This is a genomic window from Anaerovibrio sp. (assembly GCF_051866355.1).
Taxonomy (GTDB): Bacteria; Bacillota; Negativicutes; order Selenomonadales; family Selenomonadaceae; genus Anaerovibrio.
This window is the reverse complement of the sequence record NZ_JBJDWZ010000056.1, coordinates 1-19,008: the sequence shown is the minus strand read 5'-3', so window position 1 is coordinate 19,008 and position 19,008 is coordinate 1. Positions and strand designations below refer to the sequence as shown.

Annotated in this window: 16 protein-coding genes and 1 tRNA gene; 2 read left to right on the top strand and 15 right to left on the bottom strand. The window is 52.8% G+C overall.

Features of this window, described 5'->3' with window-relative positions:
• Nucleotides 1-148: 148 nt before the first annotated feature.
• Together treC and treP are read right to left on the bottom strand one after the other, a co-directional pair.
• On the bottom strand, nucleotides 149-1,801 hold the full coding sequence (gene treC / locus ACI3UA_RS03325; RefSeq protein ID WP_439723409.1) for an alpha,alpha-phosphotrehalase: 1,653 nt from the start codon (nucleotides 1,799-1,801) through the stop codon (nucleotides 149-151).
• Between the two features lie 9 nt (nucleotides 1,802-1,810).
• Nucleotides 1,811-3,784, bottom strand: a complete 1,974-nt coding sequence (gene treP, locus ACI3UA_RS03320) for a PTS system trehalose-specific EIIBC component (protein WP_439723408.1) — start codon at nucleotides 3,782-3,784, stop codon at nucleotides 1,811-1,813.
• A gap of 193 nt (nucleotides 3,785-3,977) precedes the next feature.
• On the opposite strand from treP, the gene treR reads away from it, so the two are divergent.
• Nucleotides 3,978-4,703, top strand: coding sequence for a trehalose operon repressor (gene treR / locus ACI3UA_RS03315; protein WP_439723407.1), 726 nt, complete (start codon nucleotides 3,978-3,980; stop codon nucleotides 4,701-4,703).
• A gap of 161 nt (nucleotides 4,704-4,864) precedes the next feature.
• Here treR and gdhA read toward each other — a convergent pair whose 3' ends face one another.
• Nucleotides 4,865-6,205 carry an NADP-specific glutamate dehydrogenase gene (gene gdhA / locus ACI3UA_RS03310; protein ID WP_439723406.1) on the bottom strand — a complete coding sequence of 447 codons (1,341 nt, stop codon included), beginning with the start codon at nucleotides 6,203-6,205 and terminating at the stop codon, nucleotides 4,865-4,867.
• Between the two features lie 274 nt (nucleotides 6,206-6,479).
• A complete protein-coding gene (locus ACI3UA_RS03305; RefSeq protein WP_439723405.1) occupies nucleotides 6,480-7,928 on the bottom strand; it encodes a nicotinate phosphoribosyltransferase in 1,449 nt (482 codons plus the stop codon).
• 208 nt (nucleotides 7,929-8,136) lie between these two features.
• Here ACI3UA_RS03305 and ACI3UA_RS03300 point away from each other — a divergent pair.
• Nucleotides 8,137-8,213, top strand: a tRNA-Pro gene (locus ACI3UA_RS03300).
• Nucleotides 8,214-8,324: 111 nt separating this feature from the next.
• Here the strand turns inward: ACI3UA_RS03300 and ACI3UA_RS03295 are convergent.
• The 11 genes from ACI3UA_RS03295 to cdaA form a co-directional block, all read right to left on the bottom strand.
• Complete coding sequence (locus tag ACI3UA_RS03295) at nucleotides 8,325-9,536, bottom strand: FIST C-terminal domain-containing protein (protein ID WP_439723404.1); 1,212 nt, start codon at nucleotides 9,534-9,536, stop codon at nucleotides 8,325-8,327.
• Nucleotides 9,523-10,278 (bottom strand): HD-GYP domain-containing protein, encoded by a 756-nt coding sequence (locus tag ACI3UA_RS03290; RefSeq protein ID WP_439723403.1) that lies wholly within the window; start codon nucleotides 10,276-10,278, stop codon nucleotides 9,523-9,525. Before ACI3UA_RS03290 ends, ACI3UA_RS03295 begins: the two co-directional genes overlap by 14 nt.
• A gap of 108 nt (nucleotides 10,279-10,386) precedes the next feature.
• Complete coding sequence (locus tag ACI3UA_RS03285) at nucleotides 10,387-10,989, bottom strand: TetR/AcrR family transcriptional regulator (protein WP_439723402.1); 603 nt, start codon at nucleotides 10,987-10,989, stop codon at nucleotides 10,387-10,389.
• A 147-nt stretch (nucleotides 10,990-11,136) separates the two neighbouring features.
• Nucleotides 11,137-12,273, bottom strand: a complete 1,137-nt coding sequence (locus tag ACI3UA_RS03280; protein WP_439723401.1) for a sodium ion-translocating decarboxylase subunit beta — start codon at nucleotides 12,271-12,273, stop codon at nucleotides 11,137-11,139.
• A gap of 22 nt (nucleotides 12,274-12,295) precedes the next feature.
• On the bottom strand, nucleotides 12,296-12,454 hold the full coding sequence (locus tag ACI3UA_RS03275; protein WP_439723400.1) for a hypothetical protein: 159 nt from the start codon (nucleotides 12,452-12,454) through the stop codon (nucleotides 12,296-12,298).
• Nucleotides 12,455-12,490: 36 nt separating this feature from the next.
• Complete coding sequence (locus ACI3UA_RS03270) at nucleotides 12,491-12,859, bottom strand: OadG family protein (protein WP_439723399.1); 369 nt, start codon at nucleotides 12,857-12,859, stop codon at nucleotides 12,491-12,493.
• A gap of 203 nt (nucleotides 12,860-13,062) precedes the next feature.
• Complete coding sequence (locus ACI3UA_RS03265) at nucleotides 13,063-13,953, bottom strand: sirohydrochlorin cobaltochelatase (protein ID WP_439723398.1); 891 nt, start codon at nucleotides 13,951-13,953, stop codon at nucleotides 13,063-13,065.
• Entirely contained in the window at nucleotides 13,953-15,314 is a 1,362-nt protein-coding gene (gene glmM / locus ACI3UA_RS03260) for a phosphoglucosamine mutase (protein ID WP_439723397.1), read from the bottom strand. Before glmM ends, ACI3UA_RS03265 begins: the two co-directional genes overlap by 1 nt.
• A 64-nt stretch (nucleotides 15,315-15,378) precedes the next feature.
• A complete protein-coding gene (locus ACI3UA_RS03255) occupies nucleotides 15,379-17,001 on the bottom strand; it encodes an NAD(P)/FAD-dependent oxidoreductase (RefSeq protein ID WP_439723396.1) in 1,623 nt (540 codons plus the stop codon).
• On the bottom strand, nucleotides 16,998-17,927 hold the full coding sequence (locus ACI3UA_RS03250) for a CdaR family protein (RefSeq protein WP_439723395.1): 930 nt from the start codon (nucleotides 17,925-17,927) through the stop codon (nucleotides 16,998-17,000). The genes ACI3UA_RS03255 and ACI3UA_RS03250 overlap by 4 nt, the downstream gene beginning before the upstream one ends.
• Nucleotides 17,924-18,778, bottom strand: a complete 855-nt coding sequence (gene cdaA / locus ACI3UA_RS03245) for a diadenylate cyclase CdaA (protein ID WP_439723394.1) — start codon at nucleotides 18,776-18,778, stop codon at nucleotides 17,924-17,926. Before cdaA ends, ACI3UA_RS03250 begins: the two co-directional genes overlap by 4 nt.
• Between the last annotated feature and the right edge of the window lie 230 nt (nucleotides 18,779-19,008).

The window sequence follows — 19,008 nt, the reverse complement described above, 5'->3', positions numbered from 1 at the left end:
AATGCCATTATTATATCTGTTTCCTCGCTTTTATGCAAATTGCTGTCCCCCGTATGAAAAAACCGCCATCCATGCCGGATGGCGGTTTTCCCTGTGCTGATAAGCCTGTCAGTCAACAGCCGTCGGCTACGCCACGGACGCAGGCTGCTCAGTATTTTCCATAAAAAGCAATACTCTCGTAAGGCCTGAGAGATTTTATCGCCCTGCCCTGATTATTTTCCGCCTGATTGTAATTGCTGATCAGGCAGCTGTGCTCAGAGTAAGGAATCGGCTTGCACAGGGGCACATTCTTGCCGGAAAAATTGTTCAGGACAAGCAATTCCTGACCATACAGCACCCGCTTATACGCGAAAATCTCTTCCGGCTTCAACAGCAGGAACTCAATCCTGCCCTCCTGTATGATTTTGTGCTGCTTTCTAAGCTCAACAAGCGCCCTGTAGTAGTTGAGAATCGAATCCTCATCCCTGTCCTCTGCCGCGACATTAATCCACTTGTAGTTATCCGGCAGGCCAATCCACGGCTCTGTAACGGAAAATCCCCCGTACCTGCCGGAATTCCACTGCATCGGCGACCTGCCGTTGTCGCGGGAACGCTGGCGCAATATCTCCAGCGCCCGTTCCCTGGTCTTGCCCTTCTTTAACAGAATGTGATAGTAGTTGATGCTCTCCACATCCCTGTATTCATCTATGGAGCTGTAGCCTGCATTGGTCATGCCCAGCTCCTCACCCTGATAGATGTAAGGAGTGCCGCGCAGCAGATGGATAAACGTCGCCAGCATCTTGGCAGATTCCTTCCAGTATTTTTTGTCATCCCCAAAGCGCGAAACAATTCTCGGCTGGTCATGGTTGCACCAGAAAACAGCCATCCAGCCGTTTTTACGCTCCATTTCGGTCTGCCATACCGCAAACAAATCCCGCAGCCTGCGATAGTCCGGCTTCATCAGCTCCCATTTATTGCCGTCCTTGTAATCCACCTTCAAATGGTGGAAATTAAAGCACATGGACAGCTCCTTTTCCTTGGGATTGGAATATTTCAGGCAGTTGGCAAGGCTGGTGGAGGACATCTCCCCTACGGTAATCATGTCCTCAATCCCCGTATCAGCTACCAGCTCCTTTAAAAACTCATGCACGCGGGGACCATCCGAATAAAACCGCTTTCCGTCCCCGATATTGTCGTCCTCAAAGACATCCGGCTTGGAAATCAGGTTGACCACATCAAAGCGGAATCCCTTCACTCCCTTGGACTTCCAGAAAAGAACAATGTTCTTCAGCTCCTGCCGTACCTCCGGATTATTCCAGTTCAGGTCCGCCTGGGTCACATCAAACAGGTGGAGATACCATTTCTGCAGGGATGGCACATACTCCCAGGCCGGGCCGCCGAATTTCGACTGCCAGTTGGTAGGCGGCTTATCCGGACCGCCATCCCGGAAGATGTAATAATCCATGTACTTCTGCTCTCCTGCCAGCGCCCTCTTAAACCATTCATGCCGGGTAGATGTATGGTTAAACACCATATCCAGCATCAGCCCCATGCCGCGCTCCTCCGCTCCGGCAATCAGCGCCTCCACATCCTCCATCGTGCCAAAGACAGGATTGATATTGCGGTAATCCTCCACGTCATAGCCGTTATCACGAAGGGGGGATGTAAAAAACGGCGTACACCAGATGTAGTCGGCCCCCAGGCTCTGAATGTAGTCCAGTTTGCCGATAATACCCCGTATGTCACCTATACCGTCACCATTGCTGTCGCAAAATGACTTTGGATAAATTTGATAAACTGTACACTTTTTTAAGTCAATCATAGCTGCCTCTCATTCAAATTCTGCTACAATAGTTGCATTTGCCTTGGCCTGTATGCCCGCAGCAAACCGCATTTTCTTGATGTCGGCCTGCTCCGTAACAATGCAGACAGTGGCATCCGTATAGCCGGCTGCCTTGATTTTCTCCCTGTCAAATCTGATAAGCGGAGTGCCTGCCTTGACAACCTGCCCTTCCTCAACCAGATAAGTGAAGCCATCCCCTTTCATATTCACCGTGTCGATGCCCACATGAAGAAGTATTTCAGCTCCGTTCTCAAGAATCAGCCCGCAGGCATGCCGGGCATCCTGCATCAGCACCTTGACTATCGCATCTGCCGGTGCCAGGAGGACATTGCTCTCCGGGATAATCGCACAGCCTTCCCCCATCACGCCTTCGGAAAAAACTCCGTCATTTAGCTCCTTCAGGCTGATAACCCTGCCGCTGAGGAAGGCCTTGAGATTCTTTACCTCTTTCCGCGGCAGCTCCTGCTCACCCTTTTGGGCACTGCTAACGGCTGCAGCATCAGCCGCGGCCGACGCCTCCTGCGCCTCCGGTTTTCCTACAAAATCTGCCGTTTCCAGCTTCCTGCTGCCCAGCATAAACGTCAGGACAAACGGCACAGCCACGGCCACCAGCATGCAGATACCAAAGGCAGGCATATACTCAGGCTGGATGGAGAGTATGCCCGGCAGGCCGCCTACACCTATGGCATTGGCGGTTACCCCCATGGTCACGCACACCACCGCGGCGCAGGCGGAACCAATCATGCCGCAGAGAAATGGAAAACCATACTTCAAATTTACACCAAACATCGCCGGCTCCGTTACGCCCATATAGCAGGAAGCGCATGCCGGCACATTGACCTCCTGTGCCTCCTGATTTCTTCTCTGGAGCAGAATCATGCCAAGAACGGCAGACCCCTGGGCAATGTTGGACAGGGCAATCATCGGCCACAGCATCGTGCCGCCGTAGTCAGCTATCAGCTGCAGGTCAATGGCATTGGACATGTGGTGCAGGCCGGTGATAACCAGCGGTGCATACACAAAGCCAAAAATAGCGCCAAAAATAACCTTGAAGGAGCCTGTGATGCCTGCGTATACCACGGACGAAATCGCTGACCCTATCTGCCAGCCGATAGGCCCCAGCACGAAGTGCGCCGCAATAACCGCCAGTACCAGGCTGCAGAACGGCACAACGATCATGGACACAACGGCAGGCGTAATCCTGCGGAAGAACTTCTCCAGATAAACCAGGGTAAATGCCGCCAGAATCGCCGGCAGAACCTGCGCCTGATAACCTATCATCTTGACCTGAAAGGCGCCGAAGTTCCACACAGGGATATCCGCCGCTGCCGTGCCTGCCACCGCATAGGCATTCAAAAGCTGCCCGGAAACAAGGGTAATGCCCAGAACAATCCCCAGCATCTGGGTCGTCCCCATTTTCTTTGTCACGGACCAGCAGATACCAACCGGCAGCATGTGGAACACGGCCTCGCCTATCAGCCACAGGAAGCTGTCCATGCCCGCCCAGAACTGGCTGGTTTCGCACAGGGTCTTCGTGCCGTCTTCAAACAGATACAGGCTGTCAATGCAGTTCCTGAAGCCCAGAATCAGACCGCCTGTGATAATCGCCGGAATGAGCGGGGCAAAAATCTCCGCCAGTGCCGTAACCATTCTCTGCAGCACATTCTGATTCTGCTTTGCCGCTTCCTTGACCGCCTCCTTTGCTACCCCCTCAATCCCGGACACGGCAACAAAATCATTATAAAAATCCGCCACCGTATTGCCGATGATTATCTGGAACTGCCCGCTCTGGGTGAAGCTGCCCTTTACGACCTTCATAGCCTCAATTCCCCTGATATCGGCCTTCTGCGGATCGTGAAGCACAAACCTCATTCTCGTCATACAGTGCGACACCGCCGCAACATTTTCCTTGCCGCCTACCAGCTGCAGCAATTCCTTTGCATCTTCTACATATCTGCCCATCTTTATCCTCCTTTTTCCTACGTCTTCCTTGTTCAAACAAGTTACCTATGTTATACCACACTTGTTTAAACATGTCAACAAGAATTTTATAAATTTGTTTAAACAAGTTAAACAAATTTAACTTATCTGCTTGACTTTCACTGCCCATGAATTATAATAAAATATATGTTTAAACAAGTAGGAGTGATTCAGCATGCCAAAGGCAAAATATGTGGAAATCTATCAGGACCTGAAAAACAAAATAGAAAACGGCGAATATGAATTTCAGGAACTGCTTCCCTCTGAAAACCAGCTGGTGCTTGCATACAGCTGTTCAAGGAACACCGTCCGCCGCGCCATAGGCAGCCTGGTCAACGATGGCTACGTACAGACCATGCAGGGCAAGGGAATACGCAACATCTTCCAGCCTACTGTGCAGACAACCTTTACCATCGGCGGCATTGAGACTTTCCGTGAATCAGCTCTCCGCAACCATCAGACCCCGATGACGAAGGTTATCCGTTTTGAGGAGATTACGGCAGAAAAAAAAATAGCCGACAGGACAGGCTTTCCCATCGGCGCAGAGCTTTACTACCTGCAGCGCCTTCACTATCTGGACGGCAAGGCGCTCATCATCAATCACAACTATTTTCTGAAGGATGTCGTCAGCAATCTCACAAAAGAAATCGCAGAAAACTCCATCTATGACTATCTGGAAAATACGCTCCATATCTCCATCGTAACCAGCAAGCGAATCATGACCGTAGAAAAAATGACGGAAATCGACAAAAAATACCTGCAGCTGGGTGATTACAACTGCCTTGCCGTTATCAGCAGCCAGACCTACAACAGCGACGGCATCATGTTCGAGTTCACCCAGTCCCGCCATCGCCCGGATTATTTCTGCTTTCAGGACAATGCCGTCAGGCGCCCGCTGTAACAGCCATACCATGAATGACAGCAGAACCAATACTGATACTCATCATGCTTATGCCCTTCCCGCATCAATTTCACCACAAACAAAAAGCGCCGCTCCCGCAGGAACAGCGCTTTTTGTTTGTGGTGAAATATCTATATGGTAAGTGTGAATAATCTGCCTGATTAGCAAACACCCTGAGCCAGCATAGCGTCAGCAACCTTCAGGAAGCCTGCAATGTTGCAGCCTACCAGCAGATCACCCTCATGGCCATACTCCTTGGCACAGCGCTTGGAATTCTCATAGATATCAGCCATGATGTTCTTCAGCTTGCTGTCAACCTCCTCAAAGGTCCAGCTGTAGCGCATGGAGTTCTGAGCCATCTCCAGGGCGGAAACAGCAACGCCACCTGCGTTAGCAGCCTTGGCAGGAGCAAACAGCACATTGTTGCTCTGCAGATACTCGATAGCATCCAAAGTGGAAGGCATGTTGGCACCCTCGCCTACTGCCTTTACGCCGTTAGCAACCAGAGCCTTTGCGGACTCCAGATCCAGCTCCTGCTGGGTGGCACATGGCAGGGCAATATCGCAAGGAATGGTCCAGATGCCCTTGCAGCCCTCATGATACTCAGCGGATGGCTTCGCATCAACATACTCCTTGATGCGGCCGCGGCGAACTTCCTTAATCTCCTTTACGAGAGCCAGGTCAATGCCGTCCTTGTCATATACATAGCCGTTGGAATCGGAGCAGGCCACAACCTTGGCGCCGAATTCCTGTGCCTTCTCAATAGCATAGGTAGCAACGTTGCCGGAACCGGAAATAACAACAGTCTTATCCTTGTAGTCAAGACCTGCATCAGCCAGCATCAGCTTGGTGAAATACAGCAGGCCATAGCCGGTAGCCTCGGTACGTGCCAGGCTGCCGCCGTAGTTCAGGCCCTTGCCGGTCAGTACGCCTGCGTCATAGGCATTGCGGATGCGCTTGTACTGGCCATAGAGATAGCCGATTTCGCGGCCGCCCACGCCGATATCACCGGCAGGTACGTCAGTGTTCAGGCCGATATGACGGCACAGCTCGGTCATGAAGCTCTGGCAGAAACGCATGATTTCAGCATCAGACTTGCCCTTCGGGTCAAAGTTGGAACCGCCCTTGCCGCCGCCGATTGGCAGGGTAGTCAGGGAGTTCTTGAACACCTGCTCAAAGCCCAGGAACTTGATGATGCTCAGGTTTACGGATGGATGGAGGCGCAAGCCGCCCTTGTAAGGCCCGATGGCGCTGTTGAACTGTACACGATAACCCTTGTTTACATGTACCTTGCCAGCATCATCAGTCCACGGAACGCGGAACATCACAACGCGCTCAGGCTCTACGATACGCTCAAGAATAGCCGCCTGCTGATACTTAGGATTCTTCTCCAGTACAGGAGCAATAGAGGTCAGAACCTCTTTTACAGTATTGTGGAACTCGGTTTCGCCTGGGTTCTCAGCCTGAACCTTTGCGATGATTTCTTCAACATAACTTGCCAAAATAATATACCTCCATGAATAACAAATTTTTGTATACAAAAAACAATCTATATCATTTATGTATACAACACACAGCAAAATTATTATACTACAAATTGAGCGTTTTTCAATACTAAATGGCATGTATACATTATTCAATTAGCTATATGTTTTATTTATATAACAATAAAAAAGAAGTGCCCGCCACTATATGACAGACACTCATTTTTCCAAAAAACTATTTATCTTAATGGACTTCCTCCATGATGACATTCAAAAGCCAGACCTTTGCACCTCACCCGCGCAGATTGTGCAGGAGGGACATCTTCATCTCATAATAATCAGGGCTCATATCCAGATAATGCTTATGAGGATTCTCAAAGCGCTGCTCCTCCTGCCAGATTTCCTTGTCCAGCTGCTGCTTCACATAGGCGCGGATTTCTTCCAGGTCACGCTTTGGCTGAACGCGCCGGCCATCCTTCACCATCAGATGCTGCAGCTCCTTCACGGTGCAGTTCTCGAAGAAGCGGTTCTTCCACGGCTTTTCCGGGTCCACATAGCGGTATGGCCTGGACAAATCCACCGTTTCATCAAAACCGGCAATCAGGTCGGCCACCGCGTAGCCTTCCTCGCCGTAGATGCGGTACACCCGCTTGAAGCCCGGATTGGTAATCTTCTCCACCGCCTCGGAAACCTTGATGCGCGGAACATACCTGCCCTCATATTCCACAGCGGCAATCTTGTACACCGCACCAAAAACAGGGTCGCTCTTGGCCGTAATCAGCCGCTCGCCTACGCCAAAGGCATCAATCCTGCCCCCCTGCCTGAGAATGGAGGTGATGGTATACTCATCGAGGCTGTTGGAAACCACGATCCTGCAGTCCTCCAGCCCCGCCTCGTCCAGCATCTTCCGCACCTTTTTGGAAAGGTACGCCAGGTCTCCGGAATCTATGCGGACGCCCTTCAGCCTCTTTCCCATAGGCTCCAGCACCTCCTTTGCCACCCTGATGGCGGCCGGAATGCCGGAATGGATAACATCGTAGGTATCCACCAGCAAAACAGTGGCATCAGGATAGGCTTCCGCGTATTTCCTGAAAGCCGTATACTCATCCTGATAGAACATAACCCAGCTGTGAGCCATGGTACCGCTGACAGGAATGTTGAACTTCTGCCCTGCCAGCACCGTGGCTGTGCCCACGGCCCCGGCGATATAGGCCGCCCTGGCGCCATACACAGCCGCATCCATATTGTGTGCCCTGCGGGCGCCAAAATCCGACACAGCCCTGCCATCAGCCGCCCTGACAATGCGGCTGGTCTTGGTGGCGATCAGGGACTGATGATTCACCAGCGCCAAAAGAGCAGTCTCCACCAGCTGGGCATCAATCAGGGGAGCCACCACCGTCACGCATGGCTCATTGGGATACATGACCGTCCCCTCCGGAAAGGCATAGACATCACCGGAGAAACGGAACTCCTTCAGATACTCCAAAAATTCCTGTGAAAACAGGTTCAAAGAAGCAAAGTAGGCAATATCTTCTTCCGTAAAATGCATGTTTTCCAGATACTCAATCATCTGCTCCAGCCCGGCAAAAATCGCAAAGCCGCCTTCATCAGGGTTTTTGCGATAAAAAATATCAAAGATGACCCGCGGCTGGGTTTCGTGATTGGCAAAATAGCCATTGGCCATAGTCATTTCGTACAGGTCCATCATCATGCTGATATTACGGGTGGAAAATTGTGTCATATTGCATCGCCTCTTATCTCATACTCATAACATACTCACAACTGCTATGTATTGCTGCTCTGCATCTCAACAAGTTGTATTGTTTCTACTATACACTTTTTATGGAAATTATGCAACAAATTCACCCTTGCTAACAAACTGCGGATTATAAAAAAACTGAAAAAATGACTTGAAATTTTTCAAAAGGAAGTGTATAATACTTTCTTGTCGGGATGTAGCACAGTTTGGTAGCGCGCATCGTTCGGGACGATGAGGTCGCAGGTTCGAATCCTGTCATCCCGACCAGAATTTTATACAAAATGCTGAAATGCTAAAGGACGCTGTTTTATGACAGCGTCCTTTTTGTGTGCTATTCTGTTGGTTGCCATCCTATTGCCACGATTTGCCATGCCTTCGTCATTCTTCAAAAAACAGCATCGCCATGGCAGAATTGTGAAAAACATTATACACAGCGCCCTGGCCCTGAAAATTCTGCGGAAAATATTCCCCGGCAGAGTACATCCCCAAAACGGATAGCGTTCCGCCATTTTCCCACCAGTACCTGCTTAGCTCCTCCAGCTTCCTCGGCCTCAGTGCCATGTATCTCGTCAGGCACGAGCTGCACAGCACAGTGCGCCTTTTCCCGGCATCTGCCTCCTGCAAAAGCATGTCAATGGTATGCCTGACAGAATCAGCCATCCTGTCACGGCCCGCCGCAACCATGGAAATCCTGCTGCCCTTCCTGACATTTCCCAGCAATGAAATAGTTCCGGCCTGCCGGTCAATGGAAATCAGATTCCTGAGCATGGTCACCTTGCCGCCATCCTCCCTTTCCTCCGTCAGCAAAAAGGGCGTGGTGATGTACTGTATCTGCACGACGCCATCCTGCCCGCAGGTAACTCCCAGACTGTCAAGGCTTTCAAGAACAGGCTGCTCATCCACCTCGCTGATGGTACACCCCCGACAGCCGGTTACAATCCCCTCAAAGGCCCTTTCATCCGTAACCGCAAACTCACAGACGGCATGAATTTTCTCCAAGCCGCTTCCTGCCAGCAGCAGCATGGCCGCACCATGCTTCCTGCATGCTCTATCGGCGGCCACAAAAACCTCTGCCGTAGAAAAATCACCCGTGGCCTGCCCGCCAAATAACGGCACTCCGCCGCTGGCCGCGTCAAAGGCGCTCACCACATCATCACCGGTGTAGGGCGCCAGCATCACATTATAGGCAATAATCAGGCCGGGCGGCTCATGCAGCCTGCCTGCCGCCTCCGCATAAGCAGTCCTTATCTCTTCGCCCAGGCCGTCGTCGCCAATCTCCCCGGAGGCCGCCGCACTGAACTCAACATCATCCGCCGTAAGAACCAGCATGTTTATTCCAGTATCCAGATGACCATGCCTCCCATCAAAGGAAACAATGGTACTGCTGGCCAGCATGGGAAAGCTGTATATTTCCGCCAGCCTGTCCATCAGCTCCTGAATATCCGTGTCGCCATCTGCAAAAATGATAGCCGCCGTATTCTTCCGCAGTCCGCCTATTTCTCTCTCCTTCTCCAGAAAAGCGACACGTATCTGCTCCACTGCTTCTGCCAGAACATCTATCTCTTCCGTATAAATATTAAACGAAACCATCCTCTGCCCCTCCGCACGCCGATGAAATACACTGACAAAATACCTCCACTATCTCCGGGTCAAACTGTGTACCCGCTCCCTGACGTATTTCCGCCAGAGCCTGCCTCCTGCTCATCCCCTCCTTGTAGCACCGCCTGCTCTGCATGGCATCGTAGACGTCAGCTATCGCAATAATGCGCCCTGTCAGCGGTATAGCCTCCCCGGACAGGCCCTGCGGGTAGCCTCTGCCATCCCACCTTTCATGGTGATAAAGCGCCCCCTCCGCTATATATGGCACGCTTTTTATGGCCCCCAGAATCTCCCCTCCCATCAGGGTATGCTTCCTTATGATGTCAAACTCGCCACCGGTCAGCCTGCCGGGCTTTTTCAGCACCGCATCAGGAACGCCCACCTTGCCCACATCGTGCAGCAGGGCCGCCTGATAGATATGCTCGATCATCTTTCTGCCCAGTCCCATACCGGCGGCTATCATGCGGCTGTAGCCTGCCACCCGCACCGAGTGGCCGTTGGTATCCTCATCCTTTGCATCTATGGCCTTGGCAATCGCCCCCACCACCTGATCCAGCTCTATTTCCTTTTCGCGTCTTTCCTTCTCGGCCGCCTTGCGCAGCTCCGTTTCCCTGTCCGCAAGCTCAAGGGAAATTTCATACCTCTCACGCAGGCGCCTGCATTCACGCTCCAGCTTTATCAACCTTCTGCTCATCTGCATTTCCTCGTCAGGCATTCCCCGTACCTCTGCCATAGCAATCCCCTTCTGACAAACAATTCTCTCCCGCAGGATAATTCCTGCCCGCAAATAAATCCATCCGCCTGTATCATGCCTGCACGGCAGCCTGTGCAGGACAGCCGGTCAGCACATCAGCTGCCAGAAGCACCTGATATGCCGCTCCACATGACTTCTGATATCCTTTTTCATAGTCTCGTCCAGATCGCACTGCTGCACAAAAAACATGATCGGCGCCACCAGCAGCCAGGCCGCTTCCTCGATATCATCTGTCCTGTTCAGCCGCCCAATTCTTTTCAGCCCTTCTGCCAGATTCCTGCCAAAAGAAATCGGCGCCTCATATTTATGCTGAATAACCAGCTTTTTCATGCGCTCATCGGAATACTGCCCCATGTTCAGCATCCGGGTGACATTTTTGTGATTTTCATTATCCATCAGATAACTGATATGCTGGCACACCATGTCGGACAATTTTTTCTCCGTAAGCCCGGCCAGAAATACATCATCCATCTTCATGTTCAGCATGGACTGCTCTGCATACCTCGCCTCGCAATTGCTGATTAATGTGTCCACCAGCTCCTGCTTGCCCTTAAAATGACTATAGATGGACGGCGGCTTGATGCCCACGGCAGCCGCTATTTCATCAACCCCCACGGCCTCATAGCCGCGCTCTGAAAACAACCTCAGCGCCGCCTGCAAAATCCTGTCCCTCGTATCAGTTCTGCGCATCCTTTCCTCCCCAAAAACAATCCTTTGCTTTTTACAATATGCTAAAAACTAATAACTATTAGCTTTTAGCATATTGTACTGCAACAACTCGTTTTTGTCAACAAAAAAAGAGCTGTCCCGAAGGACAGCCCGTACAAATCAATATATTTACTTCGCACCCAGCATAGCCAGCATGGTACCGGCGGCAACAGCCGTACCGATAACACCGGCAACGTTAGGCCCCATAGCGTGCATCAGCAGGAAGTTGGAAGGATTTGCCTTCTGGCCCACAACCTGGGAAACACGCGCAGCCATCGGCACTGCAGATACACCGGCAGAGCCAATCAATGGGTTAATCTTCCAACCGGACAGACGGCACATAATCTTGCCCAGAATCACACCAGCCGCAGTACCGCCGGCAAAAGCCAGCAGGCCGAGACCGATAATCTCCAAGGTCTGAATGGTCAGGAAGTCATCGGCGTTCATAGTCATACCAGTACCTGTTGCCAGGAAAATCGTAACGATGTTGCAGAGCGCGTTCTGAGAAGTATCAGACAGGCGGTCGGTAACACCGGACTCACGGAACAGGTTGCCCAGCATCAGCATGCTGATGAGGGCTGCTACAGGCGGCAGCAACAAGGAAATCAAAATAGCGGAAGCAACCGGGAATACCATCTTCTCAAAATGGGTTACGTTACGCAACTGATCCATCTTGATTTCGCGTTCCTTCTGCGTAGTCAGAGCCTTCATAATCGGCGGCTGAATCAACGGTACCAGGGACATGTAGGAGTAGGCTGCTACCGCAATCGCACCCAGAAGGTTCGGAGCCATCTTGGATGCCATATAAATAGCAGTAGGGCCGTCAGCACCGCCGATAATGCCAATAGCAGAAGCCTCCTGGGCGGTAAAGCCCAAAAGCATGGCACCTGCCAGGGAAATGAACACGCCGAACTGGGCAGCCGCGCCCAGGAACAGTGTATTCGGGTTGGCCAGCAGAGGACCGAAGTCGGTCATCGCGCCTACACCCAGGAAAATCAACGGTGGGAAAATCTCAAACTTGATACCATAATTGATAACCTGCATTACGCCCGGCTCTTCCAAAAAGCCGGTGCAAGGAAAGTTAGCCATAATACAGCCAAATGCGATCGGAGTCAGCAGCAAAGGCTCGTACTCCTTGCCAATAGCCATGTACAGCAGGAAAATGCCCACGATGATCATCGCCACATTTCCCATGGTCAATGCTGAAAAGCCACTGTCAAGCCATACGGACTGCAAAGAAATCGCAAAAGCGCTAAAAATTTCCATTAATCAATGCACCCCTTGTGTGTCAAATTTTCTTCAGGGCAATCACCTTGGCAGAGTCAGTCCAATTCTGGCGCACCGCCGGACGGATTGCCTTTACACGGGAAAATCCGATGCCCATTGCAGCCAAAGCCCCTGCGATTACTGCTACTGTGTCCTTGTTTACACCATTTGTTACTGCCATAATAATTGCCTCCTCATTCGTTAAAAAAATACAATACTACCTGTCATTTCTCAAACCACGAATGCGAGCTGCGCCGGCCCAGCTTCTTCTCTCAGCCGGACGAATCGCCTTGATTTGGGAAAAGCCAACACCATACGCTGCCAATGCACCAGCAATAGCAGCCACCGTTTCCCCACTGATGCCCGGAGCCACAACCGGAGCCGCAGGTGCTTCCTCCTTCACAGGAGCAGCCTTCTTCTGCTTGGCCGGAGCCGCCGCCGGATGAGTCTTTTTCTTCGTTCTTGGCTTCGTTGGATCAATAAAATGAATCAAGCGAATAAAAAGGCTCAGGAGAAACAGTACCGCAAATACAATTGTCATGTTAATAAGCATGATGACAACTGGATTTGACATTTGATTATCCATATAGACACCGCCTTAAAATAATAATTTCCGCTGTTATAAGCATTAAGCAGATGCCTTATAAATTGTTCATACATTCCACACCAATGCCCTACAGCTTTCTAATAACGCCTTCTCACATTATAGCAGAAATTTCAATTATGTAAAAGTAAGATATGAGAATATTTTCTATAACTTTCAGTTATAATTCATACAAACCAGCAGCGTTATGTTCCCGCGCCGCAGGAAATGCCGCCTCCATGCCCGGAAACGCTGTGAAGTCCTGCCAGCCTCTGCAGCTTCTGCACATACAGACGCCTGAAAGCCGCATACTCCCCCAGCCCCTTCGTAGAACAGCGCACGGAAAAGCCCGCCGCCTGCAGCACGGATTTCCAGGACGCCGGGGAGTCACCTGCCAGGTCATGCAGGGCGTGACTGCCCCCCGCCAGAAGCAACGGACGTAGGTAGACCTTCCTGACGCCATGAGCCGCCAGCCTTTTCAGCACATCCTCCTTGCCCGGATAGTCCTCCGGCTCCACCACGCCGATGTGCACCCGCCAGCCCCGGCTGTCCACGTACTGCTGTAAAAGCTCATAGACAGGATTGTGCTGATGAGGGGAGCCATGCCCCATAAAAACCAGGGCCTCATCCGGCATAAGCTCCGAAAGCCCCAGCACATCAGCCGTCAGAAAAGCAAAATCCTCCGCATCCCTCACCGCAAAAACCGGCTCCATCAGGGACAGGCTGTCAAACCGCCCGGCAAATTCCCTCGCCGCAGGCACCAGCTTATTCTGAAATTCCTCACCGGCCGTCAGATGCGTCGGCATAATCACCACATCGCTATAGCCTGCCGCCGAAAGCTGTTCCAGCACATCAACAAGGGAAGGGTAATCGTACCCTTCCCTTGCCATCTTTTTACGCAGAAAAGCGCTGGTCCATGCCTCAACGACCTCAAAACCGTCCCCGGCGGGGGAAGCCTGCCCCTCACCCTGGCCGCGCACGCACGCCGCACGGTCGCCAAAGGCCTGCCGCACATCTGCCAGCAGGGTATCAATACAGCGTTCCTTGACGCGGATATCCCCCACGCCAAAGGAAGCCGCCACAATCGCCCTTTTCATTACTTCGCACCCTGCTCGGCCACAACCACATCGGCAATCTTCTGGCAGATAACCTCCAGCTGTGCCTGGTCAGGGCCTTCGGCCATGACGCGAATCAGAGGCTCCGTACCGGAAGGACGCACCAGGATACGGCCGTCAGCCCCCAGTTCCTCCTCACCGGCCTTGATGGCCGCCGCAATATTGGCATTTTCCTCCCAGCCCTCCTTGGACTTCACCACCACATTCACCAAAAGCTGCGGATAGCTGGTCATCAGCTCGTTCAGCTCCGACGGCTTCCTGCCGCTTCTCTTGATGGCGCACAAGGTCTGCAGGGCCGTTACAGGGCCGTCCCCGGTGGTGCTGAAATCTGAGAAAATGATATGGCCGGACTGCTCGCCGCCGAGATTGTAGCCATTGGCCAGCATATTCTCCAGCACGTAGCGGTCGCCCACCTTGGTAATCTCCGCCCTGCCTGACAGCTCCTTGATTGCCTTGTGGAAGCCGATGTTGGCCATGACGGTAGTAACCACCGTATTATCCTTTAAGGTGCCATTGGCAATCATTTCCTTGGCGCACATCACCAGCATGTGATCGCCGTCAATCACATTGCCCTTTTCATCCACGCACAGGCAGCGGTCAGCATCACCATCATGGGCAATGCCAAAATCAGCCCCCTGCTCCACTACTGCCTTCTGCAGCAGCTTCAGGTGGGTAGAGCCGCAGTTGTCGTTGATATTTACGCCATTTGGTTTGTCGTTGAGGACGATTACATCGGCCCCCAGTTCCTTCAATACGGCCGGCATGGATTCAAAAGCCGCGCCGTTGGCGCAGTCCAGCACAATCTTCATGCCTTCAAAACGCTCGCTGGACGTAGACACGACAAACTCGATGTACTCCTTCACCAGATCATGACGATATGTTACGGTACCCATCTGGGAGCCGGAAGCCCTGTACATCTGATCCTCCTGCTCAATGGTGCGCACGATATTCTCCAGCTCGTCCTCCACAGCATCAGGCAGTTTGTAGCCATTGCCCCCAAAGAACTTGATGCCGTTATCATGGAACGGATTATGGGATGCGGAAATCACGATTCCCGCCTTTGCTCCGTGCTTTTTTGTCAGATAGGCAATAGCCGGCGTAGGAATCACGCCTGCTACCACCGCATGTCCTCCGGCAGAACAGATGCCTGCCACCAGAGCCGCCTCAAACATCGGCCCGGAAATGCGCGTATCGCGGCCGATCAGGATAACCGGTGCCTCCGCCTCCTCATCATCCTCGCCAAAGTACAGGGTAGCGGCACGTCCCATGTGATAAGCCAGCTCAGGCGTCAGCTCCAGATTTGCCTCACCACGGACACCATCAGTACCAAACAATCTTGACATAAAATAAAACCCTCCAATAAACAAGCGTTTAGCCTGCCTCCGACTGCTGAAGGAACGCAGACCTCTATCTCTGTATATTATGACTGTTTTCCCGTAAAAATGCAAGAGATGCGTTCATTCCATCCAGTGCCGCGCTCATGATTCCCCCTGCATAGCCTGCCCCCTCGCCAATAGGATACAGGCCCGGCGTGCTGACTGACTGGAAGCTATCGCGGTGGCGGATAATCCTGCAGGGCGCGGAGGAACGCGTCTCCACCCCTGTCATCACCGCTCCCTCATCGGCAAAGCCCCGGATTTTCCTGTCCCAGAAAGGCAGTGCGTCTGCCAGCATGGCCGTAACAAAACCCGGCAGGCATTCGTGCAGGTCTGCCGGCCTTATTCCCGGCAGGTAGCTCGGCCTGGTCAGAAAAGCACAGGAGCCGCTTTTTCCCTGCAAAAAATCCCCCACGGTCTGCACAGGCGCCCTGTAGTCGCGCCCGCCAAGCTCAAAGGCCAGCCGCTCCCACCGCCGCTGGAACTCAATGCCGCCCAGCACATGGCTGGCAAAATCCGCCGTATTCACCGTCACCAAAAGGGCAGAATTCGCCACGCCTGAATCACGGCGATAATTGCTCATGCCGTTAGTCACTACCCCACCGGCCTCCGAGGCCGCCGCTACCACCTGCCCGCCCGGACACATGCAGAAGGAATAGGCCCCTCTGCCGGAAGCCTTGTCATTATAGGTCAGGGCATAATCAGCCACCGGCAAAAACGGGCTCCCGGCATCCTGCCCGTACTGGGATACGTCTATCAGCTCCTGGGGATGCTCAATCCTCACCCCGATGGCAAAAGGCTTCGCCTCCATTGCCACACCGCTGTCAAAAAGCATCTGGTAGGTATCCCTGGCAGAATGGCCGATGCCCAAAAAGACAGCCCCTGCCGCCAGCCTTTCCTCGCCATTCAGCTGCACGCCGCAGAGCCTGCCATCACTATCCAGTTCAATTCCGGTAACCTGGGTTTCAAAACGCACCTGTCCCCCCAGGCTGATAATCTCCTGCCGTATATTCTTTACTACCTGCCTGAGCATGTCCGTGCCGATATGCGGCTTGTGCAGATACCTGATTTCCTCCGGGGCGCCGGCCGCCACAAAATCCGCCAGCACCTGCCCCATCAGCGGGTCATTGACACGGGTGGTCAGCTTGCCGTCCGAAAAGGTTCCCGCGCCCCCCTCTCCAAACTGCACGTTTGAGCTCTCGTCAAAGGCGCCGCCGCCCCAAAAACGGGCAATATCCTCATGCCGCCTGTCCACATCACGGCCCCGCTCCACTATCACCGGACGCCAGCCGTGCCTGGCCAGGGTCAGCGCCGCAAACATGCCGGCAGGGCCAAAGCCCGCCACCACGGGCGGCAGCTCACCAGCCTGCATGGCGCGCAGGCCGCGGCTCCCTGCCGCCTCCGGCGGAGCGACGTCAATATTCCTGTCCTTGTGCCATCTTTTCAGCACCTTTTTCTCACTGCAGGACAGCGCCACATCCAGTATATACACGAACCGTATGGGCGCACCATGAAAACGCCTGGCATCCACGGCCTTCCTGACCAGCCGTACTCCCTCTATCTCGCTGACGGACACTCCCAGACGCTCGGCCGCCAGCTCCTCCATACTCCTTGTGTCATCAAACCTGACATTAAAATTTGCAATTCTTATCATTTTTTATTAACCTTGATACTTATACTAACAGTCTTGTTCGCCGCAGTCACGCCGTCAGGCAGTACAAGGGCCGCATCGGACGAGCTGCTCTCCGTCATGCCCGCCAGGGACACAGGCTCCGTATCCAGGCTCTTGATATCCGCCAGCAGCCTGGTCGGGCCGCTAATCTCCACCTGAGCAGGTTCCGCCGTCACACCGCCCAGCTTGTAGCCCTCCGGCAGAATACCGTTCACCACCGGCTTCACCGTCACGATTTTCTTGCCCATGCCCGGTACCAGCTGCACGGTTACATCCATCTCTGTCGGCAGGACGGAAAGATTGTTGACCATGTTGCCATCAGCATCTACCGCCGTCAGGCGCACCCGCATGGTAAAGTCGGCCGTATTGTCCGACAGCTTGATTTTGCCGGTGGCCTTGACTATGGATTCCACCAGATGGCGCGGCCCGTACACATTGACATACTGCTGTACAGGCTGAACCCGGCCCACGTCCATGCCCTGGGCCGGCTTGCCGCTCACTGCTATCTCCACCGGTACGCCATGGGCAATCAGGCTCTCCATGCTGACGTTGACCACCTCGTCAGACAGCTCCAAAAGCTCGAAGCCCTGGGGCACCATTGCCTTTATCCTTTCCTCATACTCTCCCTCCGTGTTGCCGGACAGGTCAATAACCGCCTTGAAATCAGCCTCATGCACCGTTGCCATCAAGGCCCGCGGCGCCCGTACCTTCAGCCGCACCTCCTTGACATTCATGTTCACATCATAGCCCTCCGGCGCATTGACAATCTCCACAGGCACAGTATAGGTTGCATTGACGGAAGGATTTTCCTCGTTCATGACATAGCCCCACATGATGACCGCCGCAATCAGGGCCAGCACCTTGACGGGAAGATTCCGCCGAAACAAATTGCGCACATTTACCATCATTTGTTTTTCCTCCAAGCATCAATCGCATTTCTGATATCCTGCACCTTTATGGTAGGGTCCGCCTTGATAAACAGCGGACGCAGGCGTTCCTTCAGCTGTTCGGAGTTCAGCCGCCTGGTAATGCGGCCATTCTCGGCGATGGAAACGATTCCCGTTTCCTCGCTGACGATCACCACCACCGCGTCGCACTGCTCAGAAAGCCCCAGGGCCGCCCTGTGCCGTGTTCCCAGCTCCGTGCTGAGGCCGCGGTTCTCCGTCAGCGGCAACAGGCACCCCGCCGCAATCATGCGATTGCCGCGGATGACAGCCGCTCCGTCATGCAACGGCGTATTCGGGATAAATACATTCATCATGAAGGGAGCCGTCACCAGCCCGTCCACCCTGATGCCGGTATCGATTATCTCATTAATGCCGATTTCCCGCTCCAGTACCAGCAGGGCGCCAATCTTTTTGGCAGACATGTTGAACACGGCCTTGTCGATTTCATTGACCAGCGTATCCGCTTCCTCTGCATTCAGATACACGGCAGAGCCCAGAAACTTGCCCTGCCCGATGCGCTCAAGGGCGCGCCTGAGCTCCGGCTGGAACACAATCGGCAGTGCCATGAACAAGAGGTAGATGCTTTTGGACAGCAGCCAGTAGATGGCGTGCAGCTCAAGAATATAGGCTCCCAGTGCCACGCCCAGCATGATGAACAGCCCCTTGGCCAGCGTTATGGCCCTGGTGTCCTTCAGCATCTCATAGGACTTGTAAAGAATGACAGCTACCAGCAGAATGTCCACAATATCCCGAAAGCCCACTGTCGACAACAAACCATGATACTGTACCGGTATAGAGAAATCAAATGGCATATAAATACTCCCCTGCATAAAAATAGCGTACAAAAACCTGACGCATCGTCATAAAATATTCCGAAAAAATACCCTATATTTTTCATTCGCGAAAAGAATCAGAAATCCTTCATTTTTCGGAAAAAATATAAATCTTTTTTGTGATTTTTTTATGAAAAGGACTATTTTTCAAAAACTTGCCACAAAAAAGCAGCCAAAAGGCGGAACCAAACCGCTTTCTGACTGCTTCT